The sequence below is a fragment of the Methylobacillus draconifructus genome (assembly GCF_045984385.1).
Classification (GTDB): Bacteria; Pseudomonadota; Gammaproteobacteria; order Burkholderiales; family Methylophilaceae; genus Methylobacillus; species Methylobacillus flagellatus_A.
In genome coordinates this window covers 66282-89748 of record NZ_JBJQIJ010000007.1, presented here as the reverse complement: position 1 = coordinate 89748, position 23467 = coordinate 66282, and the positions used below count along the sequence as shown (strand labels likewise).

Below are 23467 nucleotides of genomic sequence, written 5' to 3'. Positions count from 1 at the left end.
GTAAAACAGGCCGTACTGCAGTATGTAGCGAGCTTAATTTACTGGCCTGATCCAGATATTGTGCATTTTGAGGAAAGCATGAATTCCATACATGACCAAACTTTAGCAACCCTCCTGTCCCGCCGTTCTGCCTGGCCGTTGGGCGAACCGGCGCCTGCGCCGGCAGAACTGGAGGCCATCCTGCAGGCGGCAGCCGTCGCGCCTGACCATGCCGGCTTGCGTCCCTGGCATTTCAAGGCGGTGCAAGGGGAAGACAGGCAGGCGCTGCTGCATCGGGTATTGCAACACCCGGATGCGCAAACCGGTCAGGTGCAGGCGTTGCAGGGAAAATACGCCCTGAAGCTGACGACGGCGCCGGTGGTGATCGTGCTGGCCGCGCGCATCACGCCGCATCCCAAGGCGCCGGAGTTTGAGCAATTGCTGGCGGCAGGGGCCGCTGTCATGAGCATGCTCAATGCCGCCCATCTGCTGGGCTACAGCGGCTTCTGGAGCAGCACGCCCGAGCCGCTGGCGGCATTGCTGCACAAGGTCATGGGGTTCGGGGCGCAAGACCGGATCATCGGCTTGTTGAACCTGGGCACGCCTAGCAACGTAACGAAAGCCAACGCAGCCCGCGTATCATGGCAGGAATATGCCCAGCACTGGCATGGCTGAGGCTTCCTGGAAACAGGCTTAGTGCCTCCTAGTGTCTTGTGCTGCCGTGAATATGGCCGCTACCTCCGGCTTTATACAAAGTGCCTTGGGGGTTTTGCGGCGGAATGGCATGTTGCTGCTTGTCCACCAGGCGTGCGGACAGTTTTTCCGCCAATGCCGGCATGAGCTTGCTCAGTGAAATATTGAAGCTTGCCATCAAGCCTACCCTGATATTGCGCCCGCCTTCCTGCGCCGCATGTAGGATGGCTTCCGCCACCAATTGCGGGTCTATCATGGGATCCGGCAGCTTGGGCTCGCGCGACATGTAGTTTTTCGCGTGTTCCGGATAGGGCGTGTCTACCGCGGTAGGCTCGATCAATGTGATGGAGACCGGGCTTTCGTCCACATCCTCGATTTCCACGCGCAAAGCGTCGGTGAACCCTTTGACCGCATGCTTGGAGGCGGTATACATGCCTTGCAGCGGTATCATGCTCTCGGACACTTCGCTGCCGACATTGATTAGCACGCCGCCGCTATGGCGCAAGTGCGGCAATGCCGCGAGCGAGCCGTTCACCACACCCCAAAAGTTGATGTCGAAAAGGCGCCGGCTGTCTTCCTCGTCTACTTCGTCCAGCCGGCCGTAAATGGAGACGCCTGCATCGTTGACCCAGGTGTCGATGCGGCTGTAGCGGGCCAGCACCTGGTCGACCACCCTGTTGACTTCGGACCGCTCCGAAACGTCGGCCGCGACATAGAGCGCCTCGCCGCCGCTGGCATTGATTTCCTGGGTGAGCTGCGTCAAGGTCTCCTCGCTGCGTGCGACCAATACCACGGTCGCACCGAGCGCCGAGGCCATGATGGTTGTGCACAGGCCGATGCCGCTGGAAGCGCCCGTGACGACAATGACTTGTTCTTGCAATGGCTTGTGTTTGGACATGATGGTGCTCCTATCCGGATAGATCGCTCCATGCTACGCCGCTGAGCAGTCATGCGTATCGGTGCAAGCCGCAATCGCGTGTAGGAGTCCGTTTCGAGCACAGCCCTGTGACGCCATGATGTCAACGTGGTTAATGGGATAACCGTTAAAAACCCACATGACAAAAAAGGCGACTGATATGAGCATCACAAGCCACCAAGGCGAGGCAAAACGGGAAACCTTATTCAACCAGAGTCCGCAGAGCTTGTTTGTCTACGTCAAGATCCCGGTCAAGCCCCATGCGCGGCAGGACCCTTTCCACCAGCGGGAAAACGAGCTTGCCCGGCTGCTGCTGGAAGCCGAGGCAGGCACCGTGATAGGCTGGGGGCAGTCGTTCAGCGATGCGGAGCAGGACGGTTCACAGCACGTGTTGCACCAGCGTGTCGATATCACGACGCATGATATTGGCATGGTGCGCCCCATATTGCGTACATTGCTGGAAACGCTCGCCGTGCCAGCGGGCACCGAGATTCATTACAACGATAACGGGCAGGCATTGATGGATGTCTATTCCCGCCATGGTTGGCGTTTGAAACAGCCTCCGTTCTAGCGTCCCGAGTCCTGGTCGCGCGCAAGCCCGTTCCGGCTGTTATCCTTAAAAAGCCGCGCACGGTACATCAGTGCGGTCTTTCCTTTATCATGGCCGCTTTATCCTGATGACAGCGGGCACATCTGGCGAGGTTGCGCATGCATGATTATTTCCTGATTACCATCCATCTTGTGAGCGCCATCGCGGCTGGCGGCATTATCGGGCTGGAGCGCAGTTTTCATGGCCGTCCCGCCGGTTTCCGTACGCATACGCTGGTTTGCCTGTCTTCCAGCCTGCTCATGCTGCTGACGCTGTATCAGTGGCAACTGCTGCCCGGCGTGCCGGAGGATACGATCAAGGCGGACCCTTCCCGCATGGCGCAAGGCATCATGACCGGCATCGGTTTCCTCGGGGCCGGGGTGATCTTCAAGGAAGGCTTCACCGTGCGCGGCTTGACCACGGCGGCCTCGATTTGGATCACGGCGGCGATCGGCATCATGTTCGGCATCGGCTTTTACTTCCCCGCCGTCCTCGCTACCTTGATGACGCTGGGCACGCTGTCCCTGTTCCGCTGGATAGAGGTGCGCCTGCCGTCCCACTATTATGCGCATCACCAGATATCGTTCGACCGTTACAAACCGATGCCCGAGAGCGAGCTGCGGCAGTTCATCACGGACAAGGGTTTCACCATCGCCAATATGAGCTACGCCATCTCGCATGACGGCAAACTGCTGGAATACAGCATGATCCTGCGCACTTTGGACCAGGACAATATTTCCGTGCTGGCGCATGCGCTGCAAGAAATGGACATCGTCCGCACTTTTCGCATCGCCCCGACGCGCGATTAGCAGCGCTGACAAAAATTCGGCGCAGCGATTCTGGCAAGTCGCCCTGCCACGGGCAATACAAGCAGTAAGACAAGGTAGGGCAACAACGACGGAGTTTGTTCGCCGCTCTTTGAGCAGGCTCGTGGTGCTGCAGGCTGTGGCGCCTTGCGGTTTCATGGCAATATGCGGTTTTCCCCCACATCTTTGCTAGAAGAGCCGAGCGATGCCATTGATCATCAGTACCCAGCTATTGCATGCCACGAAAAGCGAATTGCTGCGCGAATACCGCGCCCAGGCTGCTGCTGACAGCCCGCGCCTTCACAGCATCAATACCGCCGTGCTCGACGAGCCCGCATTGCAGGATATCGTAGCCGCCGCGCACGCGCTGGGCGAAACCGCTACCGCCTTGATTGCAGGCTCCCTGCTCGCGGCAAGGGAAGGACAGTTTGCGGCAGCGGTGGAGGATTTTGAGGCTTTTCCTGCCCAGTTGCTTGCGTTCTTCCGCCAGGGCCTGGTCGACGGCTGGCTATATGCCGCCGGGGACGATGGCTGTCTTTATCCCGAGCTGCTGACCCGTATCAGCGCCACGCCTGGCATTCCCAGCCGCTCCAGCCCTTCGGTGATGCTGCATACGCAGGCCTACGGCTATTCCAACGAGGACAGCTACAAGGCCAAGTACGGCCCGCAGGTGATGGCGCATGCCTTCCTGCCCCAGGATGTCCTCGGGCATCGGATCGGCGATGTGCTCGCGGCGCGCGGCCTGTACCACGAAACGCCGGAAATGAAGGCCGCGCATACGGCTGCCCTGGCCCGGCACCGCGAGGTCGTCCAGCATGCGTTCGCGCGGCAGTTCCGCCTGAGCGGCGCAGCCTATTGCTACGAGGAGAACAATTACCGTCGCCGCGGCCAGCTGCTCGACGGGCACCGGGTGATCCACGACCTGGAAGCCGGCGACTACGCCGCGTTCACCCACCATGCCGAATCCGAGATCACCGTCGTACCAGGCAGTGCGCATGGCCATGCCGTCATGCCCGAACACCCGCTGACGCGCGTGTTCGACCTCAAGACCCATGAGTTCCTATGGGCGCATAGCGATCATTTGCAGCCTTATCTTTATGATGAGAGCCTGCGGCACAAGCTGGTGTTGCCGCAAACCCACCGCGAACTGCTGGACGTGCTTACCACGGATGTCGACGTGCTGGTGGACGATCTGATCGAGGGCAAGAGTGCGGGCAACGTCATCCTGTGCAAGGGGCGGGCAGGGGTGGGCAAGACCCTGACGGCTGAAGTGTATGCCGAGTTGATCGAGCGGCCGCTGTACGCAATCCATTCCGGCAACCTGGGTACGGTGCCGGAACAGATCAACAAGAATCTGCAGAAGATATTCATGCATGCCAAGCGCTGGAATTGCGTGCTGCTGCTGGACGAAGCCGACATCTTCGTCATGCAGCGCGCCTCCAATATCGAGCAGAACGCCATCGTGGCCGAGTTCTTGCGCACGCTGGAGTATTTCGACGGCTTGCTGTTCATGACTACCAATCGGCCGGACGACATCGACGACGCCATCATTTCACGCTGCGCCGCGATCATCGACTATGCGGTGCCCGGGCCCGAGGATAGCGCCGCCATCTGGCGCGTGATGGCCGCGCAGTACCAGGCGGAGATGGACGAAGCCCTGATCGCCGCGCTGGTGGACAGTTTCCCCGGCATTGCGCCGCGCGATATCAAGATGCTGCTGCGCCTTGCACTGCGGCTGGCGAAAAAGCGCGATGTGCCCCTGAGCATGGAAATCTTCCGCCAGTGCGCGATGTTCCGCGCAGTGCGAGCTGCCAGCCATTGATACGGTTTTATCTTCAACGTATCACTGCGTCCCCGTGCCGTGCATCAGCACTGTCTGCGGCAACCCGTCTTGCGCCACGTTTGCAGGCAAAACCGTATAAAACTTGCCGGCCGGGTGTCGTCCCCTAGCGCTTTCATGGCAATATCACGCCATGCAGAATAACCAAGACAAGACCATGAAGGACTGGGTAGACCGGCGGCGCTATGCCGCGGGCTATACCGGGCAGCCTTTCAACTCGGATGAGGTCGACGGGGAATACCAGCGCGATCGCGCGCGCATCATCCATTCGGCCTCGTTCCGCAGGTTGCAATCCAAGACGCAGATTTTCAGCATCGGCGACAGCGACTTCTACCGCACGCGGCTGACGCACTCCCTCGAGGTTGCGCAGATCGGCTCAGGCATATGCGAGCAATTGCGCCAGCAATACAAAGGCAATGTGGAATACAGCGCCTGGATTCCTTCCTTGAGCCTGATCGAGGCCATTTGCCTGGGCCACGACCTCGGGCATCCGCCGTTCGGGCATGGCGGCGAGGTTGCCTTGAACGCCTTCATGCATGGATACGGCGGCTTCGAGGGCAACGGGCAGACCCTGCGCATTATCGGCAGGCTGGGCGAGTACTCGCCCGAGCACGGGCTGGACCTGACGCGCCGCACCATGCTGGGCCTGCTGAAATACCCGGTGTTGCATAGCGAGGCGGCGAATTACGGCTCGGCGGCGCAGGGCGCTTCTTCCAACATCGAGTACGCCAGGCCGCCCAAGTGCATCCAAGATGAAGAGGCGGATATCCTGGACTGGATACTCGCGCCGCTGCCCGAGGCGGACCGCGCGCGTTTCCGAGAAACGCGGCCGGTGGCGGGCAAGCATGCCAAGTCGTTGTACAAGGGTTTCGATACTTCGATCATGGAGCTTGCGGACGACATCGCCTATGGCGTGCACGACCTGGAAGACGCGCTGGCGCTGGAACTGGTCACCGAAAGGCAATGGAAGGCGCTGGTGATGACGCAGGCGCAAGCGTTGCCCGGCTGCCCTTTGTATGAACAAGCCGATTTCTACAACAGCAAGCTGTTCTCCGGCAGCGACCGCGACCGCAAGCATGCGGTCAGCAAGCTGGTTGGCTATTTTATCGGCAACATTACGATCAGCGAGCAAACAGGCTTTGTTTCCCCGTTGCTGCGGCTGCAGGCGGAAATGCAGCCGGAGGCCCGCGCATTGCTCGATATCCTCAAGAAATTTGTCTTCGATGAAGTCATCCGCAGGCCGCAAATCCAGGCCCTGGAGTTCAAGGGGCAGCAGATGATCGTACGCCTGTTCTCCACATTGCTGGAAAACCCCGAGCGGCTGTTGCCGGCTGCCCATCTGGCGCAGTTGCGCAATAGCCCGGAACCGCGGAGGGTGATCTGCGACTATATCGCCAGCATGACCGATGTCTACGCCGCCCGCTTGTACAACCGTTTGTTCAGCCCGGATATAGGCTCGGTGTTCGACCGGTTGTAATGGCCCTCGTTGGCTACAAACGTATAACGGCGTTGGGTCGCACTTGCCGTGCATCGGCACCGTCTGCGGCGACCTGTTTGGTTTTTCGATTGAAGGCAAAATCTGATACGACTTGTAAAGGAGGGTTCAAGATGTTGCGTGCTTCCCTGATGCTGTGGTGCTGTTTGCTGCTGGCAGCCTGCCATTCCGGCGGCAAGCCCCAAGTGTGGCTTTACCAATGCGAGAGCGGCGGTGTGGCGCAGGTGACTTATGAGCAGGACAAGGCCGTGCTGCAATACCAGGGTGAAACCCACACGCTGGAACAGGCGATCTCCGCGAGCGGCGCGCGTTACCGCAATGCGGCCCTCGAATGGTGGAGCAAGGGCGAAGAAGCCACCTTGTTTGCCGACGATCACGGTAACGCAGGCGATATTATCGATCGCTGCAAGCAAAATTCATGAAATTAACGATTCATGTAATTGCTGACAATTGTTGACGTTTTGACGTCATTTTCGCAGCAATAAACCTCCTATACTGGCGCTGGCCGACTCTTTCATCGAGAGGGGCAGCCATGACAGCTTATTTAAGGAGGATCAAATAATGAATCGTTATAGTGCGGAATTCCTGGGAACATTCTGGTTGGTATTGGGAGGATGCGGTAGCGCCGTATTGGCTGCGGCATTTCCCGAAGTCGGCATCGGCCTGCATGGCGTGTCGCTGGCATTCGGTTTAACTGTACTGACCATGGCATTCGCCATCGGCCATATTTCTGGCTGCCACCTCAACCCTGCGGTGTCGGTTGGCTTGTGGGCGGGTGGCCGTTTTGCAGGTAGCCAGCTGCTGCCTTACATCATTGCGCAGGTCTTGGGCGCGATTGCCGCAGGCGGGGTGCTGTATCTCATTGCTAGCGGGAAGGCTGGGTTCGATGTCACCGCAGGGTTCGCCTCCAACGGCTACGGCGAGCACTCCCCAGGCGGGTATGCACTCACGGCCGCATTGGTGGCCGAGGTGGTACTGACGGCATTTTTCCTCTTCATCATCATGGGAGCGACCGACCAGCGTGCGCCAACATTCCTGGCGCCGATCGCGATCGGCCTGACCTTGACCCTGATCCACTTGGTCAGCATCCCTGTGACCAATACTTCCGTGAACCCGGCCCGCAGCACCGGCGTGGCAGTCTATGCAGGCGGCTGGGCTGTCGACCAGCTCTGGCTGTTCTGGGTAGCGCCTATCGTCGGCGGCGTGATCGGCGCCTTGCTGTATCGCGCAGTCGCAGGCGAAAAAGCCTGATATTCGCCATTTCCTTGTCCTGCAATGGGTGAGACGAGCATGCTCAGCCATTGCAGGGCAGGCAGGTTTTATGTTTTCCTTGCGGAATGCCGCTTCCTGCATCCCTGCCTGCCGACAATTCCCTGCGCGTTGCCGCCTTGCTCACGCTGTCCGGCGGTTTCCTCGACGCCTTTACCTTTGTCGGCCACGGCCAGGTGTTCGCCAATGCCATGACCGGCAATATCGTCCTCATGGGAATCGCGGTGGCCGCCCAGGACTGGGCTCAGGCTTTGCGCCATGTGCCGCCGTTGCTGGCATTCATCGCCGGGGTGTTTCTGGCGAATTGCCTGCGCTTGCCCAGGGTGAGGGAAATAATCGTCAGTCCGGCCTTGGTATGCCTGGCCCTGGAGATTGTGATGCTTGGAATAGGCAGCCAGTTGCCTGCAGACTTCCCTGACGCCTGGCTAGTGCCGGGGATCGCCCTGGTGGCGGCCATGCAGAATTCCAGCTTTACCCATATCGGCAGCTCGCCTTATAACTCGGTAATGACGACGGGCAACCTGCGGCGCAGCATAGAAAGCCTGTTCAAGGGCATCACGCACAAGATGGACGAGGTTGCATTGCATGAGGCGCGCGTATTTGGCCTGGTGTGCCTTTGCTTCCTGCTGGGTGCCGTGCTGGGCGGGATCTGCACGTTGAGCATGGACAACCTGGCCTTGACGCTGCCAGTACTCATGCTGGTTGTGGCGTTCGGCATCTGTCTTTACGATGCGCGAGCGCAACGCCAGTAAGCTACTTGGTTTTGACCCCGAGTTGCTTGAGTTTGCGGTAGAGGTGGGTGCGTTCCAGTTGCACGTTCTCCGCGACCTTGCTCATGTTGCCGCCTGCCTTGGCGATGTGGTGCTCGAAGTACAGGCGCTCGAAAGCGTCGCGTGCTTCCCTTAGCGGTTGGTCCAGGTCGATGGCCAATGATGTGGCAGCGGCGTTGCCGGAGTTCTCCTGGTGCATCTGCGCAAACTGCCCGACCACCCGGTTGACGTCCGCCAGGGTGATTTTCTCTCCCAGCGAGGTTTGCACCAGGTTGCGGATCACGCTGTCCAGTTGGGCGAGGTTGCCCGGCCAGTCCGCATTGCGCAGCGCGTTGAGCGCCGCAATGTCGAACTCGCGGTAGGCTGCCTCGCCGGTTTCCACCATCAGGGCGACCATGGAGCGCGCCAGGTCGGGGATGTCCTCGCGATGGTCCTCCAGCGCCGGTACGCTGACCGTGGCGATGGAAAGCGCTTGCAGCAGGGTGCTGTCGAACGCGCCTTCCTGCACCAGTTGCGGCAAGACGCGCGCCGTGCCGCAGACCACGCGCACGTCATATTTTTCCGCTTTGGAGAGCAGGAGCAGCAGGCCCTTCTGCTCGGTCTTGTTCAGCTCGGCGACTTCCGGGATGAATATCAGGCCATCGCTGACATGTTCCAATAGTTCCAGCGGCGCCGAGGCCAGGCGTTCGGTTTCGTTGAGCTCCAGCCACGGCGAGCCGGGCTGGTGCAGGAAGCGGGCGCAGAGCTCCAGGCCGCTGCCCTTGGCCCCGATCAGCAGCAAGGCTGATCTCAGGTTGGCGACTTGTTCCAGGCGCTGGCGCAGTTCCGAGATAACCGGGCTTTTGCCCAGGTTGAGCAGGTTCATGTCGGAGCGCGGCAGCTGTTCGCCGTGCTTGAGCGCGGCATTGACGGTCTTGAGCAGTTTTTGCAGCGCGATCGGCTTTTCCAGGAAGTCGAAAGCGCCTATGCGGGTGGCCTCGACCGCGGTGTCGATGGTGCCGTGCCCGGACATCATGACGACGGGCATGGTCAGCAGGCCGCCGTTGCCCCACTCCTTGAGCAGTGTGATGCCGTCGCAGTCCGGCATCCAGATATCCAGAAGCACCAGGTCCGGCCGTGCCTGCTGGCGCCAGGTGCGGGCCTCGGCCGCGTTCTCCGCCAGGCGCACCTGGTAGCCTTCGTCCTGCAAAATATCCCTTAACAATTCGCGGATGCCGATTTCGTCATCCACGACTAGCACTTGCCTTGCCGTCATTGCTTGCGCTCCGCTATTGGTATGGCGACGGTGACGATCGCACCGTCAGGTTCCAGGTTTTCCACCTTGATACTGCCTTTGTGTTCTTCGATGATCTTCTTGACGATAGCCAGCCCCAGGCCGGTTCCATGCCGCTTGGTGGTCATGTAGGGTTCGAACGCATGGGAGAGTATCTCCAGCGGGAAGCCTGCGCCGTTGTCCTTGACGCATAGCTTGACGCGTTCATCCGCCAGGCTGCATGAAATGACGATTGCGGGCTGCGGATGGTGTTCCAACGCGTCCTGCGCGTTCTGCAGCAAGTTGTGCAGGACCTGGCGCAGCATGGTCGCATCGCCGTGCACCTTGGGCAGCTCCGGCGGGATATCCACTTTGATCTGGATGGAGCCGGCCTCGTACAATGCCAGCACGTCCTGGATCAATTGCCTGAGGTCCACCGTATCGAGGCTCAATGCAGGCAGGCGCGCATATTCGCTGAATTCGTTGACCATGGTCTTCATGGCGTTGACCTGGCTCACGATCGTGGCAGTCGCCCGGCTTAGCATCTCTGCATCCGTCTCGCTCAGCTTGGACGCCAGCTTGTGCTCGATGCGCTCGGCGGAAAGCTGGATCGGCGTGAGCGGGTTCTTGATTTCATGCGCGAGCCGGCGTGCCACTTCCGCCCAGGCGGCATCGCGCTGGGCCTGGGCCATCTGCGTGATGTCGTCGAATACGACGACAAAACCGCCATCCGGACCATCAGGCAACCGTGTGCCACGGACCAGCAATACCTGCTTGCCCTGGCTGGTGCTGATATCCATTTGCTCCTGCCATTCCGAGGCGGAATCGGCCTTGAAGTAGACCTGGATGCGGTTGACGAAGCTCGCCAGCGTTTCCTGCTGGTGGGCGAGCAGGTCCAGCGGCTGGTTGAGGGTCTCTTCGGTCAGCCGCACGCCGAGAATGTGGGATGCTGCATAGTTGAACGTGCGTAGCTGGCCATGCTCGCCGAGCACCAGCACCCCGGACGAGAGGTGGGCGAGGATGGTTTCCAGGTAGCCGCGCGCGGCCTCCAGGCGGGCGCGGTTGCGGTCGGCGGCCTGGGTGGCGTCGTTGAGCTGGCGCGTCATGCTGTTGAACGATTGCACGAGGATGCCGAGCTCGTCCTTGCCGTGCGCGGGCAAAACCGTACCGTAATCGCCGCGGGCAATGGCGCGCGTGCCTTCGGCGAGGATGCCCAGCGGGGCAGAGAGCCTGCGGCTCAGCAGGAACGCGAACGCGATCGAAGACAGCATGGCGAGCATCAATACCAGGGTCAGCGTTAGCGCGAACACTTCCTTGAGCGACTCGCGGCTGAAGGAAAGCTCCTGGTAGTCCTCGTAGACATCCTGCACGGCCTCCGCCGTTTCCGACAGGGACTTGGGTACCGGTTGCAGCAATTGCAGCACACGGGTCTCGCCCGCCATGTCGTTCATGGTCACGGGTGCGAGCACGCGCAAATACAGCCCCTTGCCGAGAATGGGTTCAATGACGCCGTAGACATGCTGGCGTCCCTGGCGCAGCTGCGGGATGCTGGGCAGGTCGGGCAGGAAGCTGGACGGGTCGCCGCTGGAGAAGGCCAGGATGCGGCCTTGCACGGTCAAGAGCACGGCATCGCGTACGCCGCTCTTCTCGCGCAGGTCGTTGAGTACGCTCAGGTGCAGGTTGCTGGGCTGGAATGCCAGCGACAGGGCCATGGTCTCGGCCTTGTCCTCGAGGTCCGAGAGCATGATGTCGAGCGCGCTCTGGCCCAGGCGCAGGCCGCCTTCGAGCGCCGCTTCCACCTTGACGTTGAACCATGACTCGATCGAGCGCGTGAGGAAATTGACTGATACGGCGTACACGATGACGCCGGGAATGATCGCCATCAGGGCAAAGCTGCCGATCAGGCGCAGGGTCAGCCGGCTGCCCATGATGCTGCTGCGCATCTGGCGGTACAGGCGCCAGAGCTGGATGCCGATCAGGACGATCAAGGCGACAGCCAGGGCCAGGTTCAAGGCCAGCAGCAGGTTGTAGTAATTGCTTGCCGAAGCGCTGCGTGTACTGGCGTGGGAAAGCAGGTACAGCAGTACCGCTCCCAAGACTGCGCTGATAAAGACGATGTACTTCATGTCAGTTTTACTGGCCGAGTGCTGGTGTCCAGCGGAAACGCTCGGAAGCCATGTTCCAGTCCTCCGAGCTCAGGGTATCCACCTGCAACGCCTTCGGCAGTTTGGATTGATCCAGGCGCATGCGCAGGCCGGCTTGGTAGCTCTCGCCCTTTTTCAGCATGCCGCCGTCAATCACCTGCCAGTTGCGCAGGTGGGAAATTTCCTCCTTGGCTTCCTGGATGCTGGCGAAAGAGAGCTGGTGGCCGTCGCGGTTCACCAGGTACTGGCGGGACAAGGCGTGGTAACTCAAGGAGACCTTGCTGGTCAGGCTGACGATCTCATCGTCGAACCAGTAGCGGCGGGGCGAGACCAGCTGGAACTCCACCAGGAAGTTCAACGGCATGCCCTTGCTGACGGCTTCTTCCAATGCTGGGCTGAGGACGAGGCCAAAATCCGCATCCAGCAAGTAAGCGCCCTCCTCGGAAGCGACCAGCTCTGCGGAGTCGATTGACAGGCTGCTTTGGGTGGCAATCGCCTGATAGCTGAAAAAAGCCAGCAGTAAAAGGAACAGCCTAAACTTTCTGCAGTAAAGCGTAAAAGAAGCCGTCATGTTCTGTACCGGGGAGTAATTGTCCTTGGTTTAATTGTAATGTGATGTGCTTGTAGGGCACCAGGCGTGCATCGGGCTGGGCTTGCAGAAACCGTGAGACCTGTTGTTGGTTTTCCTCATGGAATACCGAGCACGTGACGTAAAGCAATTTACCACCCTTTGCCAGCAGCCGCCACAAGCCCTGCAATATCACGCGCTGCTGTTCGGCAAATGCCGCAATGTCCTGCTCCCGCCGCAACCATTTGATATCCACATGGCGGCGCACGATGCCCGAGGCGGTACAGGGCACATCGGCCAGGATGCGGTGGTACGGTACGCCGTCCCACCAAACATCCGGGGTGCTGGCATCGCCTTGCACCAGGCTGGCAGGCAGGCCCAGGCGATCGAGGTTCTGCCTGACGCGCTGCAGGCGCTGGGCGTCATTGTCCATGGCCGTCATCTGCACGTCCGCCAGTTCCAGTACATGGCCGGTCTTGCCACCAGGCGCGCAACAGGCGTCCAGCACCCGCATGCCATCGACCACATCCAGTTCCAGCGCGGCAAACTGGGCGCCCCAGTCCTGCACCGACGCCCGGCCTGCATCGAAACCCGGCAGGCGGCCGACCGGCACGGCATGCTCCAGCATGATGGCCTGCTCGTCCAAGGCATGGCCATCCAGGCCCGCTGCCTGCAAACTTTCCAGGTAGCCTGCCGCATCGCCGTGACGGCGGTTTACGCGCAAGGTCATGGGCGGATGCTGGTTGCCTGCTTCCAGCATGGACTGCCAATGTTCAGGGTATTGTTGCCGGAGCTTGTTGATCCACCATTGCGGGTAGGAGTATCGGGCAGTTTGGTTATTGGCGAGCCGCTGTTCTAGAGTATCGCGTTGGCGCAGGAAGTTGCGCAGGACGGCGTTGACCAGTCCCTTGGCCCAGGCCTTCCTGGTTTTCGCAGCGGCGAGCACGGCCTGGTTGACCACGGTATGCGCGCCGGCCTTGTCGTAGGCAAGCTGGTACAGGCTGACTAATAGCAAATGATGGACGAAGGCGTCGCTCAAGGGCTTTTGCAGCAATTGCTGCAGCAAGGCTTCGAGTCGCGCATAAAAACGCAGCGTGCCGTAGGCCAGGTCCTGGCTCGTGGCACGCTGCTGCGGCGTAATGTCGCGATGGTGCTGGAACAACGTTTCCAGCACGACGGATAGGTTGCGTCCATCAAGCACTTGCCCGACGGCTTGCGCGGCAAGCTGCTGCGAGACCTGCACGGGTCAGGCAGCCATCGCCATGAGGCGCTTGATGCGTTCCTCGGTTTGCGGATGGGTGCTGAACAAGCCCTTGATGCCGTCTGTCGAAAGCGGGTTGATGATCATCATTTGCGCAGTCTCGGGGTGCTGCTCGGCAGTTTCCAGCGGAATCTTGTGCGCGTAGTTGTGTATTTTCTGCAACGCCGCGGCGAGCGCGGTAGGGTCGTTGCAGATGGCCGCGCCGGCACGGTCTGCCTCGAACTCGCGCGCACGCGAGATCGCCATCTGGATCAGCATGGCCGCGATCGGCGCCACGATCATGATCAGCAGCGCGACAGCCGGATGCACATTGCGGTCACGGCCGTGTGCGAACAGCATGCCGAATTGCGCAATCGAGGAAATGGCGCCGGCAATGGTGGCGGAAATGGTCGATATGAGCGTATCACGGTGCTTGACGTGCGCGAGCTCGTGCGCCATGACGCCGCGCAGCTCGCGCTGGGTGAGGATGCGCATGATACCGGTGGTCGCCGCTACCGCGGCGTTTTCGGGGTTACGCCCAGTCGCGAAAGCGTTGGGCTGGTTCTCGTCGATAATGTAGACCTTGGGCATGGGCAGCTCGGCGTTCTGCGCCAGCTCACGCACCATGTTGTAGAACTCGGGAGCTGTATTGGCATCGACCTCGCGCGCGTTGTACATCTTGAGCACGGCCTTGTCGGAGAACCAGTAGGCATAGACGTTCATGGCGCCCGCCAGCAGCAGGGCGATCATCATGCCGCTCGCGCCGCCAAGCGCTGCGCCTACCGAGCCGAACAGGACGACGATCCCCGCCATGAGGATGGAAGTCTTTAGCCAGTTTCCTACCATTATTGAACCACTCCATTCTGAATTCATTACGTGCGGCATATGGCCGCAATCTGTCGCTCTTGTTTCCCCAATTAGATAGTGGTCAATGGGAAAAATTCAAGCGGACGGACAGCTTTTTTGCCGATGAGGCAGTGCGCAGGATTGATGGCGTCAGCCGTCGAACTTGTCGCCCGGATTGAGCGGGTTGCCCGCTAGGAAATCCCTTGCCTTCAGGCGCTTGCCGCCGGGCAGTTGCAGTTCCTCGATCCTTAGCAGGCCCTGGCCACATCCCACGAGGATGCCGTCGTCCAGCGACACGATGGCGCCCGGCTCCGCAGCCCCGGCCACCGCCTGTGCCATCCAGATGCGGCAGGTTTCGCCCTTCAATGTACTTTGCGCGACAGGAAATGGGTTGAAGGCGCGCACTTGTCGTGACAATTCCTCTGCGCTCTTGCGCCAGTCGATGGCAGCCTCCGTCTTCTGCAGCTTTTCCGCATAAGTGACGAGCGCCTCATCCTGAGGCTCGGCTTCCAGCTTGCCTTCCTGTGCGAGCCTGTCCATGGCTTGCAGCATGAGTTCGGCGCCTATTTGCGCGAGTCCGTCATGCAGGGTTTGGGCGGTATCCTGCTCGGTGATGGGCAGCGAGCCGCGCAAAATCATCGCACCTGCATCCAGCGCCGGCACGACCTCCATGATGGTGACGCCGGTCTCCTTGTCCCCGGCGAGCAGGGAGCGCTGGATGGGAGCTGCGCCGCGCCAGCGCGGCAATAACGATGCGTGGATGTTGTAGCAGCCGTGGCGCGGCATATTGAGCACGGCGGTCGGGATGATGAGCCCGTAGGCTGCCACCACGAGGGCGTCAGCGTTCTCTTCTGCTATCCTGGCCTGTACGGCTTCATCCTTGAGCGTTTCCGGTTGAAATACCGTAATGCCGTGCTCCAGCGCGAGGCTTTTGACCGGGCTGGGCTTCAGTTTCATCCCCCGGCCTGCGGGGCGGTCTGGCTGGGTCAGCACCAGGCTCACTTCATGGGATGACTGAATCAGGGCTGCCAGTGCTGGCACTGCGAATTCCGGAGTCCCGGCATAGATGATTTTCATGGAGGGTCAATCAGGCGCGCTCGCGCTGGCGTTTCTTGAGTTTGTTCTTGATGCGGTTCTGCTTGAGGCCGGACAGGTATTCGACAAATACCTTGCCAAGCAGGTGGTCTATCTCGTGCTGGATGCAGACTGCCAGCAAACCGTCCGCTTGCAGCGTGAACGGTTTGCCATGTTCGTCCAGGGCTTCCACAGTGACTTCTGCCGCGCGCGTCACGATTTCGTAGAAGCCGGGCACGGAAAGGCAGCCCTCTTCGTAATCCTGGCTGCCGCACTTGCTGAGGATCTTGGGGTTGATGAACACCTGCAGCGCGGACTTGTCCTCGGACAGGTCCATGACGATCACCTGCTTGTGCACGTCGACCTGGGTTGCAGCCAGGCCGATGCCAGGCGCGTCGTACATGGTCTCGGCCATGTCGCGCACCAGTTGCCTGATGTCGTCATTGACTTCTTCCACTGGGGCTGCCACTTTGTGCAGGCGCGGATCGGGGTAGGTCAGGATGTCTAGAATTGCCATAGAACGCTTGCTTGATTAATAGATTGAATGCAGAATCCAGTGCAAGTTACAGAATATTAAATGAATCCTTACGCCTGCCGTTAAGATATACATTATGTATAAACACATTATAACGCTGCTCATGCTTTGTTGCCCGATTTTGCCTGTCATGGCGGACGAGGTAAAGCTGCAAGCCAATCATCCTGATCGCTATGTTGTCGTCAAAGGCGATACCTTGTGGGGCATTTCGGGGCGTTTCCTCAAGGACCCGTGGCAGTGGCCGCAGGTATGGAAAATGAACCGCGAGCAGATCAAGAACCCGCATTTGATCTATCCCGGCGATGTGGTTGTGTTGGATGTGAGCAGCGGTTCGCCGGAATTGCGCCTGTTGCGCGAGACGGTAGCCAATCCCGAAGTCAGCCTGTCGCCGGGCATCCGCAGCGAAAAGCTCGAAGCCGAGGCGATTCCCGCCATTTCGCCCAGCGTCATCGCGCCTTTCCTCAGCCAGCCGCTGATTATCGAGAATGACGGGCTCAAGGATGCGCCGAGCATAGTCGCGGGGCCGGAGAATCGCGTGGTGCTGAGCCCCGGTTCGCGCGTCTATGTCGACAAGATTGCGGAAGGGGAAGGCACGCTGTGGAATATCTACCGCGCAGGCAAGACCTACATCGACCCCGAAACCAAGGCCGTGCTCGGCACGGAGGCGATCTATCTGGGCGACGCCAGGATCACCAAGTACGGCGAGCCTGCCAGCGGCGACATCGTCAGCGCCAAGGAAGAAATTTTTGCCAACGACAAATTGGTGGCCGCGCCTGAGAGCCTGCAAACCAATTTCGTGCCGCAGGCGCCGGAAGTTGATGTCAAGGGACGCATCCTTTCCATCTACGGCGGGGTGGCCGAAGCCGGGCGGAACACCATCATCGCCATCAGCAAGGGGAGCGACGACGGGCTGGAGCAAGGGCATGTGCTCGCCATCAACCGCAACGGCCGGGTGATCAAGAACCCTAAATACGACAAGAAGAACAAGGAGTCGAAAGAGCCTGAGAACATCAAGCTGCCCAACGAGCGTATCGGGCTGGCCATGGTATTCCGCACTTTCGACAAGATTTCCTACGCCCTCATCATGCAGGCCACCGAACCAGTTAATGTGCTGGATGTGGTGGAGAAGCCATAGACGGCACCAGCTATGAAGAAGCCGGGCTCTGGGTCAGCCTGAGCCTGGTGCCTGGCCTCGGCAGCCAGGCGTTGTGCCAATTGCTGGCGGCCTTCGGCTCCCCCGAACAAATCTACAGCGCCAGCAGGCAACGCCTGCGCGACATTGTGCCGGACGCCGTGGCGAATGCCATCGCGAGCGGCCCCGATCCCGAGCAACAGGCTGTCATCTCTGCCTGGCTGCAGCAGCCGGGAAACCACCTGGTGACTCTCGCGGACGCATGCTATCCGCAATCCCTGCTCGATATTCCCAATCCGCCGCCGCTGCTTTATGCAAAAGGCAGGCCGGAGCTGCTCAATATGCCGTCGATCGCGGTAGTGGGCAGCCGCAACGCCAGCCCGCAAGGGGAAAAGAACGCCGAGGAATTTGCGGCTGCCTTGAGCAGGCAGGGCTTGTGCATTGTCAGCGGCATGGCCTTGGGCATTGATGGCGCCGCACACAAGGGCGCCTTGCAGGTCGGCGGCGCTACGGTCGCAGTCGTGGGCACCGGCCTGGATATCGTCTATCCCGCAAGGCATCGCGCGCTGGCGCACCAGATTGCCGAGCAAGGCCTGATCATTTCCGAGTTCGCATTGGGAACGCCTTCCCGCGCGCAGAATTTCCCGCGCCGCAACCGCATCATCAGCGGCCTGAGCCAGGGCTGCCTGGTGGTTGAGGCCAGCTTGCAGAGCGGCTCGCTGATCACGGCGCGGCTTGCGGCGGAACAGGGGCGCGAAGTGTTCGCGATTCCCGGCTCCATCCATTCTCCGCAGGCCAAGGGGTGCCACCAGCTCATCAAGCAGGGCGCCAAACTGGTGGAAAGCATGCAGGATATTCTCGACGAGATGAAAATTTCCCCATCTTTACTCCCTGTCTCCTCGGTCATTGAGCCGCCCGTAGAGAATGGTCGTGACCCGTTGCTTGAGGCGCTGGGATACGACCCGGCCAGCCTGGATACGCTGGCCGCAAGAAGCGGCTTGACGACCGAGCGCCTTTCGGCCATGCTGTTGGTGCTGGAGTTGGAAGGTAAGGTAACCTCTCTACCGGGAGGGCGTTTCCAGCGCATCGCCTAATTCTGTGAACAATATCAACACAACGTCATGGCGATTCCCAAGATCTGCCAAGTGAGTGGATATATCGCAGGGTCACCCGGGTCATTTTGATTGGGGAATGTATGTTCGAAGTCCTGGTGTATATGTTTGAAAACTACTTTGAGTCAGATATCCATCCCGACCACGAAACACTTTCTAAAGAATTATTCGCAGCAGGTTTTGACCAGGAAGACATCAATGGCGCTTTTGATTGGTACAGCGCCTTGGAGTCGATGTCCGAAGGTGATGAGGCGCAGCTTGGCACCGCCGGACTCCGTATCTATAGCGAAGCCGAGACCAAGAAGCTAAGCGCCGACAGCCTGAGCTTCATGATGTTCCTTGAGCAGGCCAAGGTATTGACGCCAGCCCAGCGCGAACTGGTGATTGACCGGGCGATGGCATTGTCGCAGCCAGAAATCGGCCTGGAGGAGACGCGCTGGATCGTATTGATGGCGTTGTGGAACCAGGACAAGGCAAGCGATTACCTGTTTGTCGAGGATGCCATGTTCAACGACCACCGTCCGACCTTGCACTGAGGCAATATTTTTCACATCTTGCAATCCGGAGGCTGTCCGGCCTCCGGCAAAACTGTTATTTCTCCCCTGCGCCCAGTTGCTCAAGAATGGAGCTGATAGTGCCTGCCTGGTTCAGCGTGTAGAAATGCAGTCCCGGGGCGCCACCGGCAAGCAGCTGTTCGCATAGGTCTTCGACCACTTCGGCGCCGAAAGCGCGCAATGAGGCGAGATCGTCGCCGTAGTCCTGCAACCTCAACCTCAGCCAGCGCGGGATTTCCGCGCCGCACACGCTGGAAAAGCGCGCGAGCTGGGTGAAGTTGTAGATCGGCATGATGCCCGGCACGATCGGGATGGCGACGCCCGATTTCTCGCACTGGTCGACGAAGCGGAAATAGGCATCCGCATTGTAGAAATATTGCGTGATGGCGGTATCGGCACCCGCATCCACTTTTTGCTTGAAATGCCTGAGGTCCGCGCTGGGCGATGAGGATTCCGGGTGAAATTCCGGGTAGGCCGCCACCTCGATCTGGAACCAGTCGCCGGTTTCGGCGCGGATGAAGGCCACCAGTTCGCTGGCGTAGCGGAAATCGCCGGCGCTGACTTCGCCGGAGGGAATGTCTCCGCGCAATGCCACCAGGCGCTTGATGCCTTGCTGCTTGTATTGTTCGAGCAGGGCGCGGATTTCTGCCTTGTCGGCCGAAATGCAGGATAGGTGCGGCGCGCCTTCGTATCCGGCCTGCTGGATATCGATCACGGTTTCCAGGGTGCGGTCGCGCGTGGAGCCGCCTGCGCCGAAAGTGACCGAGAAGAACTTGGGGTTGAATACGGCAAGCTGGTCGCGCGCGGCGCGCAGCTTTGCCATGCCTTCTGCCGTTTTGGGCGGGAAAAACTCGAAACTGATGGTAGGGGCAGTTTTCATTTAAAAACCATGCGAATGCGTTGTTAATAGTGTGGCTTGGATGGTTAGCAAAACTCAGTGAAGCAATCCTGGCTAGACGCCCTGCCGCAGGCGGTACAAGTAGTACGGCAAGGCAGGGCAACGCCATGAGAATTTGGTTGGCTGTCTTAATCCTTGGTGCCCAGTATCAGGGAGATGAGCGCCCATGAAATCAGGCTGTAGAGCACGGCGCCCAGGATCCCGCCCAGCAACGTCTGCACTTCGAAACCGCTCAGTATGTGGCCGACGAAGAGGAACAGCAGGCCGTTGATGACGAGCAGGAACAAGCCCAGCGTCAGTACGGTGACCGGCAATGTCAGGACGACCAGCACCGGCCGGATCAGCAAATTGACCAAACCGATCACCGCAGCGGCGATCAAGGCGCTGCCCAGTCCGGCTACGTGGATGGACGGAATGACATAAGCCACTGCAAGCAGGGCCAGGGCGTTGAGCAACCACACAATCAAGAGTTTCATATTGCTATTCTCCTTGAGTATGCCCGGTGCTGCTGGGCGAGTTGGATGAAAGACATGCAGTGCCCGGCAATGGGCCGGGCATCATGCTTGGAGCGCCTCACAAAACATTCCTGGCGTTGTGGCTTTGCTTGCGGCAGAGCGCCTGGCCAGGATCGGTTTCACCGAGTGTTGGTTGGCCGCCCTTAGTAGCGGTAGTGGTCTGGCTTGAATGGACCATGCTTGGCCACGCCGATGTAAGCCGCCTGCTCATCGGTTAAGGTGGTCAACTGGGCATTGAGCTTTCTCAATTGCAATAGCGCCACTTTTTCGTCCAGATGCTTGGGCAGAGTATAAACGCCTACCGGATACTTGGCAGTATTGGTAAACAATTCAATCTGGGCAATGGTCTGGTTGGCGAACGAGGAGCTCATCACATAGCTGGGGTGGCCGGTCGCGCAACCCAGGTTGACCAGCCGGCCCTGTGCCAGCAGGATGATGCGCTTGCCGTCAGGGAAGATGACGTGGTCGACCTGAGGCTTGATTTCCTCCCACTGGTATTTCTCGATCGAGGCAACGTCGATTTCGTTGTCGAAGTGGCCGATGTTGCAGACGATGGCCTGGTCCTTCATCTTGAGCATGTGGTCGTGCGTGATGACATGGTAGTTGCCGGTGGCGGTCACGAAGATATCGCCGTGTTCGGCGGCGTAATCCATGGTGACGACGCGGTAGCCTTCCATCGCCGCTTGCAGGGCGCAGATCGGGTCGATCTCGGTCACCCATACCTGGGCGGACAAGGCGCGCAATGCCTGGGCGGAGCCCTTGCCTACGTCGCCATAGCCTGCGACCACGGCAATCTTGCCGGCCACCATCACGTCGGTGGCGCGCTTGATGCCGTCGACCAGGGATTCGCGGCAGCCGTACAGGTTGTCGAACTTGGACTTGGTGACGGAGTCATTGACGTTGATGGCGGGGAAGGCCAGCTTGCCTTCCTTGTGCATCTGGTAGAGGCGGTGCACGCCGGTAGTGGTTTCCTCTGTGACGCCGAGAATCTTGGACAAACGTGTGGAATACCATGTCTTGTCCTGCTTGAGCTTGGCCTTGATGGCGTTGAACAGGCTGGTTTCTTCCTCGCTGGCGGGATGGTTGAGGATGGTCGCATCCGCCTCGGCGCGCGTGCCGAGATGCAGCAACAACGTCGCATCGCCGCCGTCGTCCAGAATCATGTTGCTGTAGCCGCCATCCGCCCATTCGAAAATACGGTGGGTATAGTCCCAGTATTCGTCCAGGGTTTCGCCCTTGACCGCAAACACCGGGATATCCTGCGCAGCAATGGCGGCGGCGGCGTGATCCTGAGTGGAGTAGATGTTGCAGGAAGCCCAGCGCACTTCCGCGCCGAGGTCGCGCAGGGTCTCGATCAGCACGGCGGTCTGGATGGTCATGTGCAGGGAGCCGGTGATGCGAGCGCCGCGCAACGGCTTGGTCGCCGCGTATTCTTCGCGGATCGCCATCAGGCCTGGCATTTCGGTCTCGGCAATCGCAATTTCCTTGCGGCCCCATTCAGCCAGCTTGATATCGGCAATAACGTAATCTTGGGTATTAGCCACAGTATTCATCCTTCAAAACGTTAAACAACGCGACACTGTCGTGTCCGTATGGAATGTGTGACCAGTGGGAGAGGCGAGGCAGGAGTTCGCGCGTTTCACCATCTCATGACCGGTACGTGTCAATCTGGTGAACGCCGTTTGCGCAGCTTGCGCTGCGGTACCGAGCCTGGGGATGGATATCCTTGCAACGTTCCTCGGTAGAGGCGCCATTATAGTGGCTTTATCGGGCTTATGTCACTGCCGAGAGTCAGGAATAGCAGATGTCGTTTGTCCAGATCAGGGTGGTGATCTCGGGCTGGGCGCCACTACTGATGAGTTTGTCTATCTCCGATTGTTCGGTGATATGAAAGACGCCACGCCAGAAGGGATGGTTGATCCAGATATATCGAGCTTGTGGATAAACATGCCAATGCGAAGCTGGCTGACAGGGATTTTTTTCAGCATTCCTGGGCCAGCTTACATTGGCTATTGAGCAGCCTCTTGATTAGAGGCCTGCTGCCGCACGCAGTTCTGCAGCCTTGTCAGCTGCCTCCCAGCTAAACTCGGGCTCGTCGCGTCCGAAGTGGCCATAGGCTGCAGTCTTGGAGTAGATGGGACGCAGCAAGTCCAGCGCTTTGACGATGCCCTTGGGGCGCAGGTCGAAGTGGTCCAGCACTAGCTGGGTCAGTACCTCGTTCGATACCTTGCCCGTGCCGTAGGTTTCCACCATGACGCTAGTGGGCTTGGCGACGCCGATGGCATAGGAAACCTGCACCAGGCAGCGCGAAGCCAGGCCTGCAGCGACGATGTTCTTGGCGACATAGCGGCCGGCATAGGCGGCAGAACGGTCAACCTTGGATGGGTCCTTGCCCGAGAATGCGCCGCCGCCGTGGGGTGCGGCGCCGCCGTAGGTATCCACGATGATCTTGCGTCCGGTCAGTCCGCAATCGCCTTGCGGGCCGCCGATCACGAAGCGCCCGGTCGGGTTGACCAGAAACTTGATGTCGCCCTTGATCAGTTCCTGCGGCAGGGTAGGCTTGATGATTTCCTCGATTACGCTCTCGCGGACTTGATCCAGGCCGATGTCGGGCGCGTGCTGGGTGGAAATCAGCACGGTATCGATCTTGTGCGGCTTGCCGTCGACATACTGGATGGTGACCTGGCTCTTGGCGTCAGGGCGCAGCCAGGGCAGGCGGCCGTCCTTGCGCAATTGGGACTGGCGTTCCACCAGGCGGTGCGAGAGCCAGATAGGCAATGGCATCAATTGCGGGGTTTCGTCGCAGGCATAGCCGAACATCAGGCCCTGGTCGCCGGCGCCCTGGTCCAGCGGGTCGTCGTTGGCGTTGTCGACGCCCTGGGCAATGTCCGGGGATTGTTTGTCATAGGCGACCAGCACGGCGCAGCTCTTGTGGTCGATGCCGTAGTCAGCGTTGTCGTAGCCGATGCGCTTGATGGTGTCGCGCGCGATCTTGATGTAATCGACGTTGGCAGTTGTCGTGATTTCGCCTGCCAGCACGACCAAGCCGGTATTGGTCAAAGTTTCCGCTGCCACGCGCGCAGTAGGATCCTGCTCGAGAATCGCATCCAGAATGCTGTCCGAAATCTGATCGGCGACCTTGTCGGGATGGCCTTCGGAAACGGATTCGGATGTAAATAGGTATTCGCTCATGAGCTCCTGCCAAATCAATTATGCAAAAGGTTGTTAGAATAGCAAAAT

The 23467-nt window shown here is 59.7% G+C and carries 24 protein-coding genes and 1 riboswitch; of the genes, 11 read left to right on the top strand and 13 right to left on the bottom strand.

Annotation, left to right across the window (positions count from 1 at the left end; all coding sequences use genetic code 11):
* Positions 1 to 78: 78 nt before the first annotated feature.
* Positions 79 to 654, top strand: a complete 576-nt coding sequence (locus ACKF11_RS14460) for a nitroreductase family protein (protein WP_407997642.1) — start codon at positions 79 to 81, stop codon at positions 652 to 654.
* Positions 655 to 682: 28 nt separating this feature from the next.
* Here ACKF11_RS14460 and ACKF11_RS14455 read toward each other — a convergent pair whose 3' ends face one another.
* Complete coding sequence (locus ACKF11_RS14455) at positions 683 to 1570, bottom strand: SDR family oxidoreductase (RefSeq protein WP_407997641.1); 888 nt, start codon at positions 1568 to 1570, stop codon at positions 683 to 685.
* Between the two features lie 178 nt (positions 1571 to 1748).
* On the opposite strand from ACKF11_RS14455, the gene ACKF11_RS14450 reads away from it, so the two are divergent.
* The 7 genes from ACKF11_RS14450 to ACKF11_RS14420 all read left to right on the top strand — a co-directional run bounded on the left by ACKF11_RS14450 (position 1749) and on the right by ACKF11_RS14420 (position 8339).
* Positions 1749 to 2159 (top strand): hypothetical protein, encoded by a 411-nt coding sequence (locus tag ACKF11_RS14450; RefSeq protein WP_407997640.1) that lies wholly within the window; start codon positions 1749 to 1751, stop codon positions 2157 to 2159.
* Between the two features lie 137 nt (positions 2160 to 2296).
* Positions 2297 to 2986 carry an MgtC/SapB family protein gene (locus tag ACKF11_RS14445; protein ID WP_407997639.1) on the top strand — a complete coding sequence of 230 codons (690 nt, stop codon included), beginning with the start codon at positions 2297 to 2299 and terminating at the stop codon, positions 2984 to 2986.
* Positions 2987 to 3188: 202 nt separating this feature from the next.
* Positions 3189 to 4805, top strand: a complete 1617-nt coding sequence (locus ACKF11_RS14440; protein WP_407997638.1) for an AAA family ATPase — start codon at positions 3189 to 3191, stop codon at positions 4803 to 4805.
* Between the two features lie 151 nt (positions 4806 to 4956).
* Positions 4957 to 6300, top strand: coding sequence for an anti-phage deoxyguanosine triphosphatase (locus tag ACKF11_RS14435; protein ID WP_407997637.1), 1344 nt, complete (start codon positions 4957 to 4959; stop codon positions 6298 to 6300).
* 131 nt (positions 6301 to 6431) lie between these two features.
* Positions 6432 to 6740, top strand: a complete 309-nt coding sequence (locus ACKF11_RS14430; protein ID WP_407997636.1) for an MliC family protein — start codon at positions 6432 to 6434, stop codon at positions 6738 to 6740.
* A gap of 139 nt (positions 6741 to 6879) precedes the next feature.
* On the top strand, positions 6880 to 7569 hold the full coding sequence (gene aqpZ / locus ACKF11_RS14425) for an aquaporin Z (protein ID WP_407997635.1): 690 nt from the start codon (positions 6880 to 6882) through the stop codon (positions 7567 to 7569).
* An 86-nt stretch (positions 7570 to 7655) separates the two neighbouring features.
* Positions 7656 to 8339, top strand: coding sequence for a YoaK family protein (locus ACKF11_RS14420; RefSeq protein ID WP_407997634.1), 684 nt, complete (start codon positions 7656 to 7658; stop codon positions 8337 to 8339).
* Between the two features lies 1 nt (position 8340).
* On the opposite strand, the gene ACKF11_RS14415 is transcribed toward ACKF11_RS14420, so the two are convergent.
* From ACKF11_RS14415 to def, 7 genes are all read right to left on the bottom strand, one after another.
* Positions 8341 to 9612, bottom strand: coding sequence for a sigma-54-dependent transcriptional regulator (locus ACKF11_RS14415; RefSeq protein WP_407997633.1), 1272 nt, complete (start codon positions 9610 to 9612; stop codon positions 8341 to 8343).
* Positions 9609 to 11735: a sensor histidine kinase gene (locus ACKF11_RS14410; protein ID WP_407997632.1), complete on the bottom strand. Its 2127-nt coding sequence runs from the start codon at positions 11733 to 11735 to the stop codon at positions 9609 to 9611. The genes ACKF11_RS14415 and ACKF11_RS14410 overlap by 4 nt, the downstream gene beginning before the upstream one ends.
* Before the next feature lie 7 nt (positions 11736 to 11742).
* Positions 11743 to 12324, bottom strand: a complete 582-nt coding sequence (locus ACKF11_RS14405) for a DUF4390 domain-containing protein (RefSeq protein ID WP_407997631.1) — start codon at positions 12322 to 12324, stop codon at positions 11743 to 11745.
* Positions 12287 to 13564 (bottom strand): 16S rRNA (cytosine(967)-C(5))-methyltransferase RsmB, encoded by a 1278-nt coding sequence (gene rsmB / locus ACKF11_RS14400; protein ID WP_407997630.1) that lies wholly within the window; start codon positions 13562 to 13564, stop codon positions 12287 to 12289. Before rsmB ends, ACKF11_RS14405 begins: the two co-directional genes overlap by 38 nt.
* Before the next feature lie 3 nt (positions 13565 to 13567).
* Positions 13568 to 14407 (bottom strand): zinc metalloprotease HtpX, encoded by an 840-nt coding sequence (gene htpX / locus ACKF11_RS14395; protein ID WP_407997629.1) that lies wholly within the window; start codon positions 14405 to 14407, stop codon positions 13568 to 13570.
* Positions 14408 to 14557: 150 nt separating this feature from the next.
* Positions 14558 to 15484, bottom strand: coding sequence for a methionyl-tRNA formyltransferase (gene fmt, locus ACKF11_RS14390; RefSeq protein WP_407997628.1), 927 nt, complete (start codon positions 15482 to 15484; stop codon positions 14558 to 14560).
* Positions 15485 to 15494: 10 nt separating this feature from the next.
* Complete coding sequence (def, locus tag ACKF11_RS14385; protein ID WP_407997627.1) at positions 15495 to 15998, bottom strand: peptide deformylase; 504 nt, start codon at positions 15996 to 15998, stop codon at positions 15495 to 15497.
* Positions 15999 to 16092: 94 nt separating this feature from the next.
* Here def and ACKF11_RS14380 point away from each other — a divergent pair, with 94 nt between their 5' ends.
* The 3 genes from ACKF11_RS14380 (at position 16093) to ACKF11_RS14370 (ending at position 18796) form a co-directional block, all read left to right on the top strand.
* On the top strand, positions 16093 to 17151 hold the full coding sequence (locus ACKF11_RS14380) for a LysM peptidoglycan-binding domain-containing protein (RefSeq protein ID WP_407997626.1): 1059 nt from the start codon (positions 16093 to 16095) through the stop codon (positions 17149 to 17151).
* A 47-nt stretch (positions 17152 to 17198) separates the two neighbouring features.
* A complete protein-coding gene (gene dprA / locus ACKF11_RS14375) occupies positions 17199 to 18242 on the top strand; it encodes a DNA-processing protein DprA (RefSeq protein ID WP_407997625.1) in 1044 nt (347 codons plus the stop codon).
* 101 nt (positions 18243 to 18343) lie between these two features.
* Positions 18344 to 18796 carry a Smg family protein gene (locus ACKF11_RS14370; RefSeq protein ID WP_407994512.1) on the top strand — a complete coding sequence of 151 codons (453 nt, stop codon included), beginning with the start codon at positions 18344 to 18346 and terminating at the stop codon, positions 18794 to 18796.
* 55 nt (positions 18797 to 18851) lie between these two features.
* Here ACKF11_RS14370 and metF read toward each other — a convergent pair whose 3' ends face one another.
* The 5 genes from metF to metK form a co-directional block, all read right to left on the bottom strand.
* Complete coding sequence (gene metF, locus ACKF11_RS14365; RefSeq protein ID WP_407997624.1) at positions 18852 to 19694, bottom strand: methylenetetrahydrofolate reductase [NAD(P)H]; 843 nt, start codon at positions 19692 to 19694, stop codon at positions 18852 to 18854.
* A gap of 146 nt (positions 19695 to 19840) precedes the next feature.
* On the bottom strand, positions 19841 to 20188 hold the full coding sequence (locus ACKF11_RS14360) for a phage holin family protein (protein ID WP_407994514.1): 348 nt from the start codon (positions 20186 to 20188) through the stop codon (positions 19841 to 19843).
* Between the two features lie 182 nt (positions 20189 to 20370).
* Positions 20371 to 21780: an adenosylhomocysteinase gene (gene ahcY, locus ACKF11_RS14355; protein ID WP_407994515.1), complete on the bottom strand. Its 1410-nt coding sequence runs from the start codon at positions 21778 to 21780 to the stop codon at positions 20371 to 20373.
* Positions 21781 to 21893: 113 nt separating this feature from the next.
* A riboswitch (S-adenosyl-L-homocysteine riboswitch) is annotated at positions 21894 to 21973 on the bottom strand.
* 119 nt (positions 21974 to 22092) lie between these two features.
* On the bottom strand, positions 22093 to 22215 hold the full coding sequence (locus ACKF11_RS14350; protein ID WP_407997623.1) for a DUF3391 domain-containing protein: 123 nt from the start codon (positions 22213 to 22215) through the stop codon (positions 22093 to 22095).
* 40 nt (positions 22216 to 22255) lie between these two features.
* Entirely contained in the window at positions 22256 to 23419 is a 1164-nt protein-coding gene (gene metK, locus ACKF11_RS14345; protein WP_407997622.1) for a methionine adenosyltransferase, read from the bottom strand.
* Between the last annotated feature and the right edge of the window lie 48 nt (positions 23420 to 23467).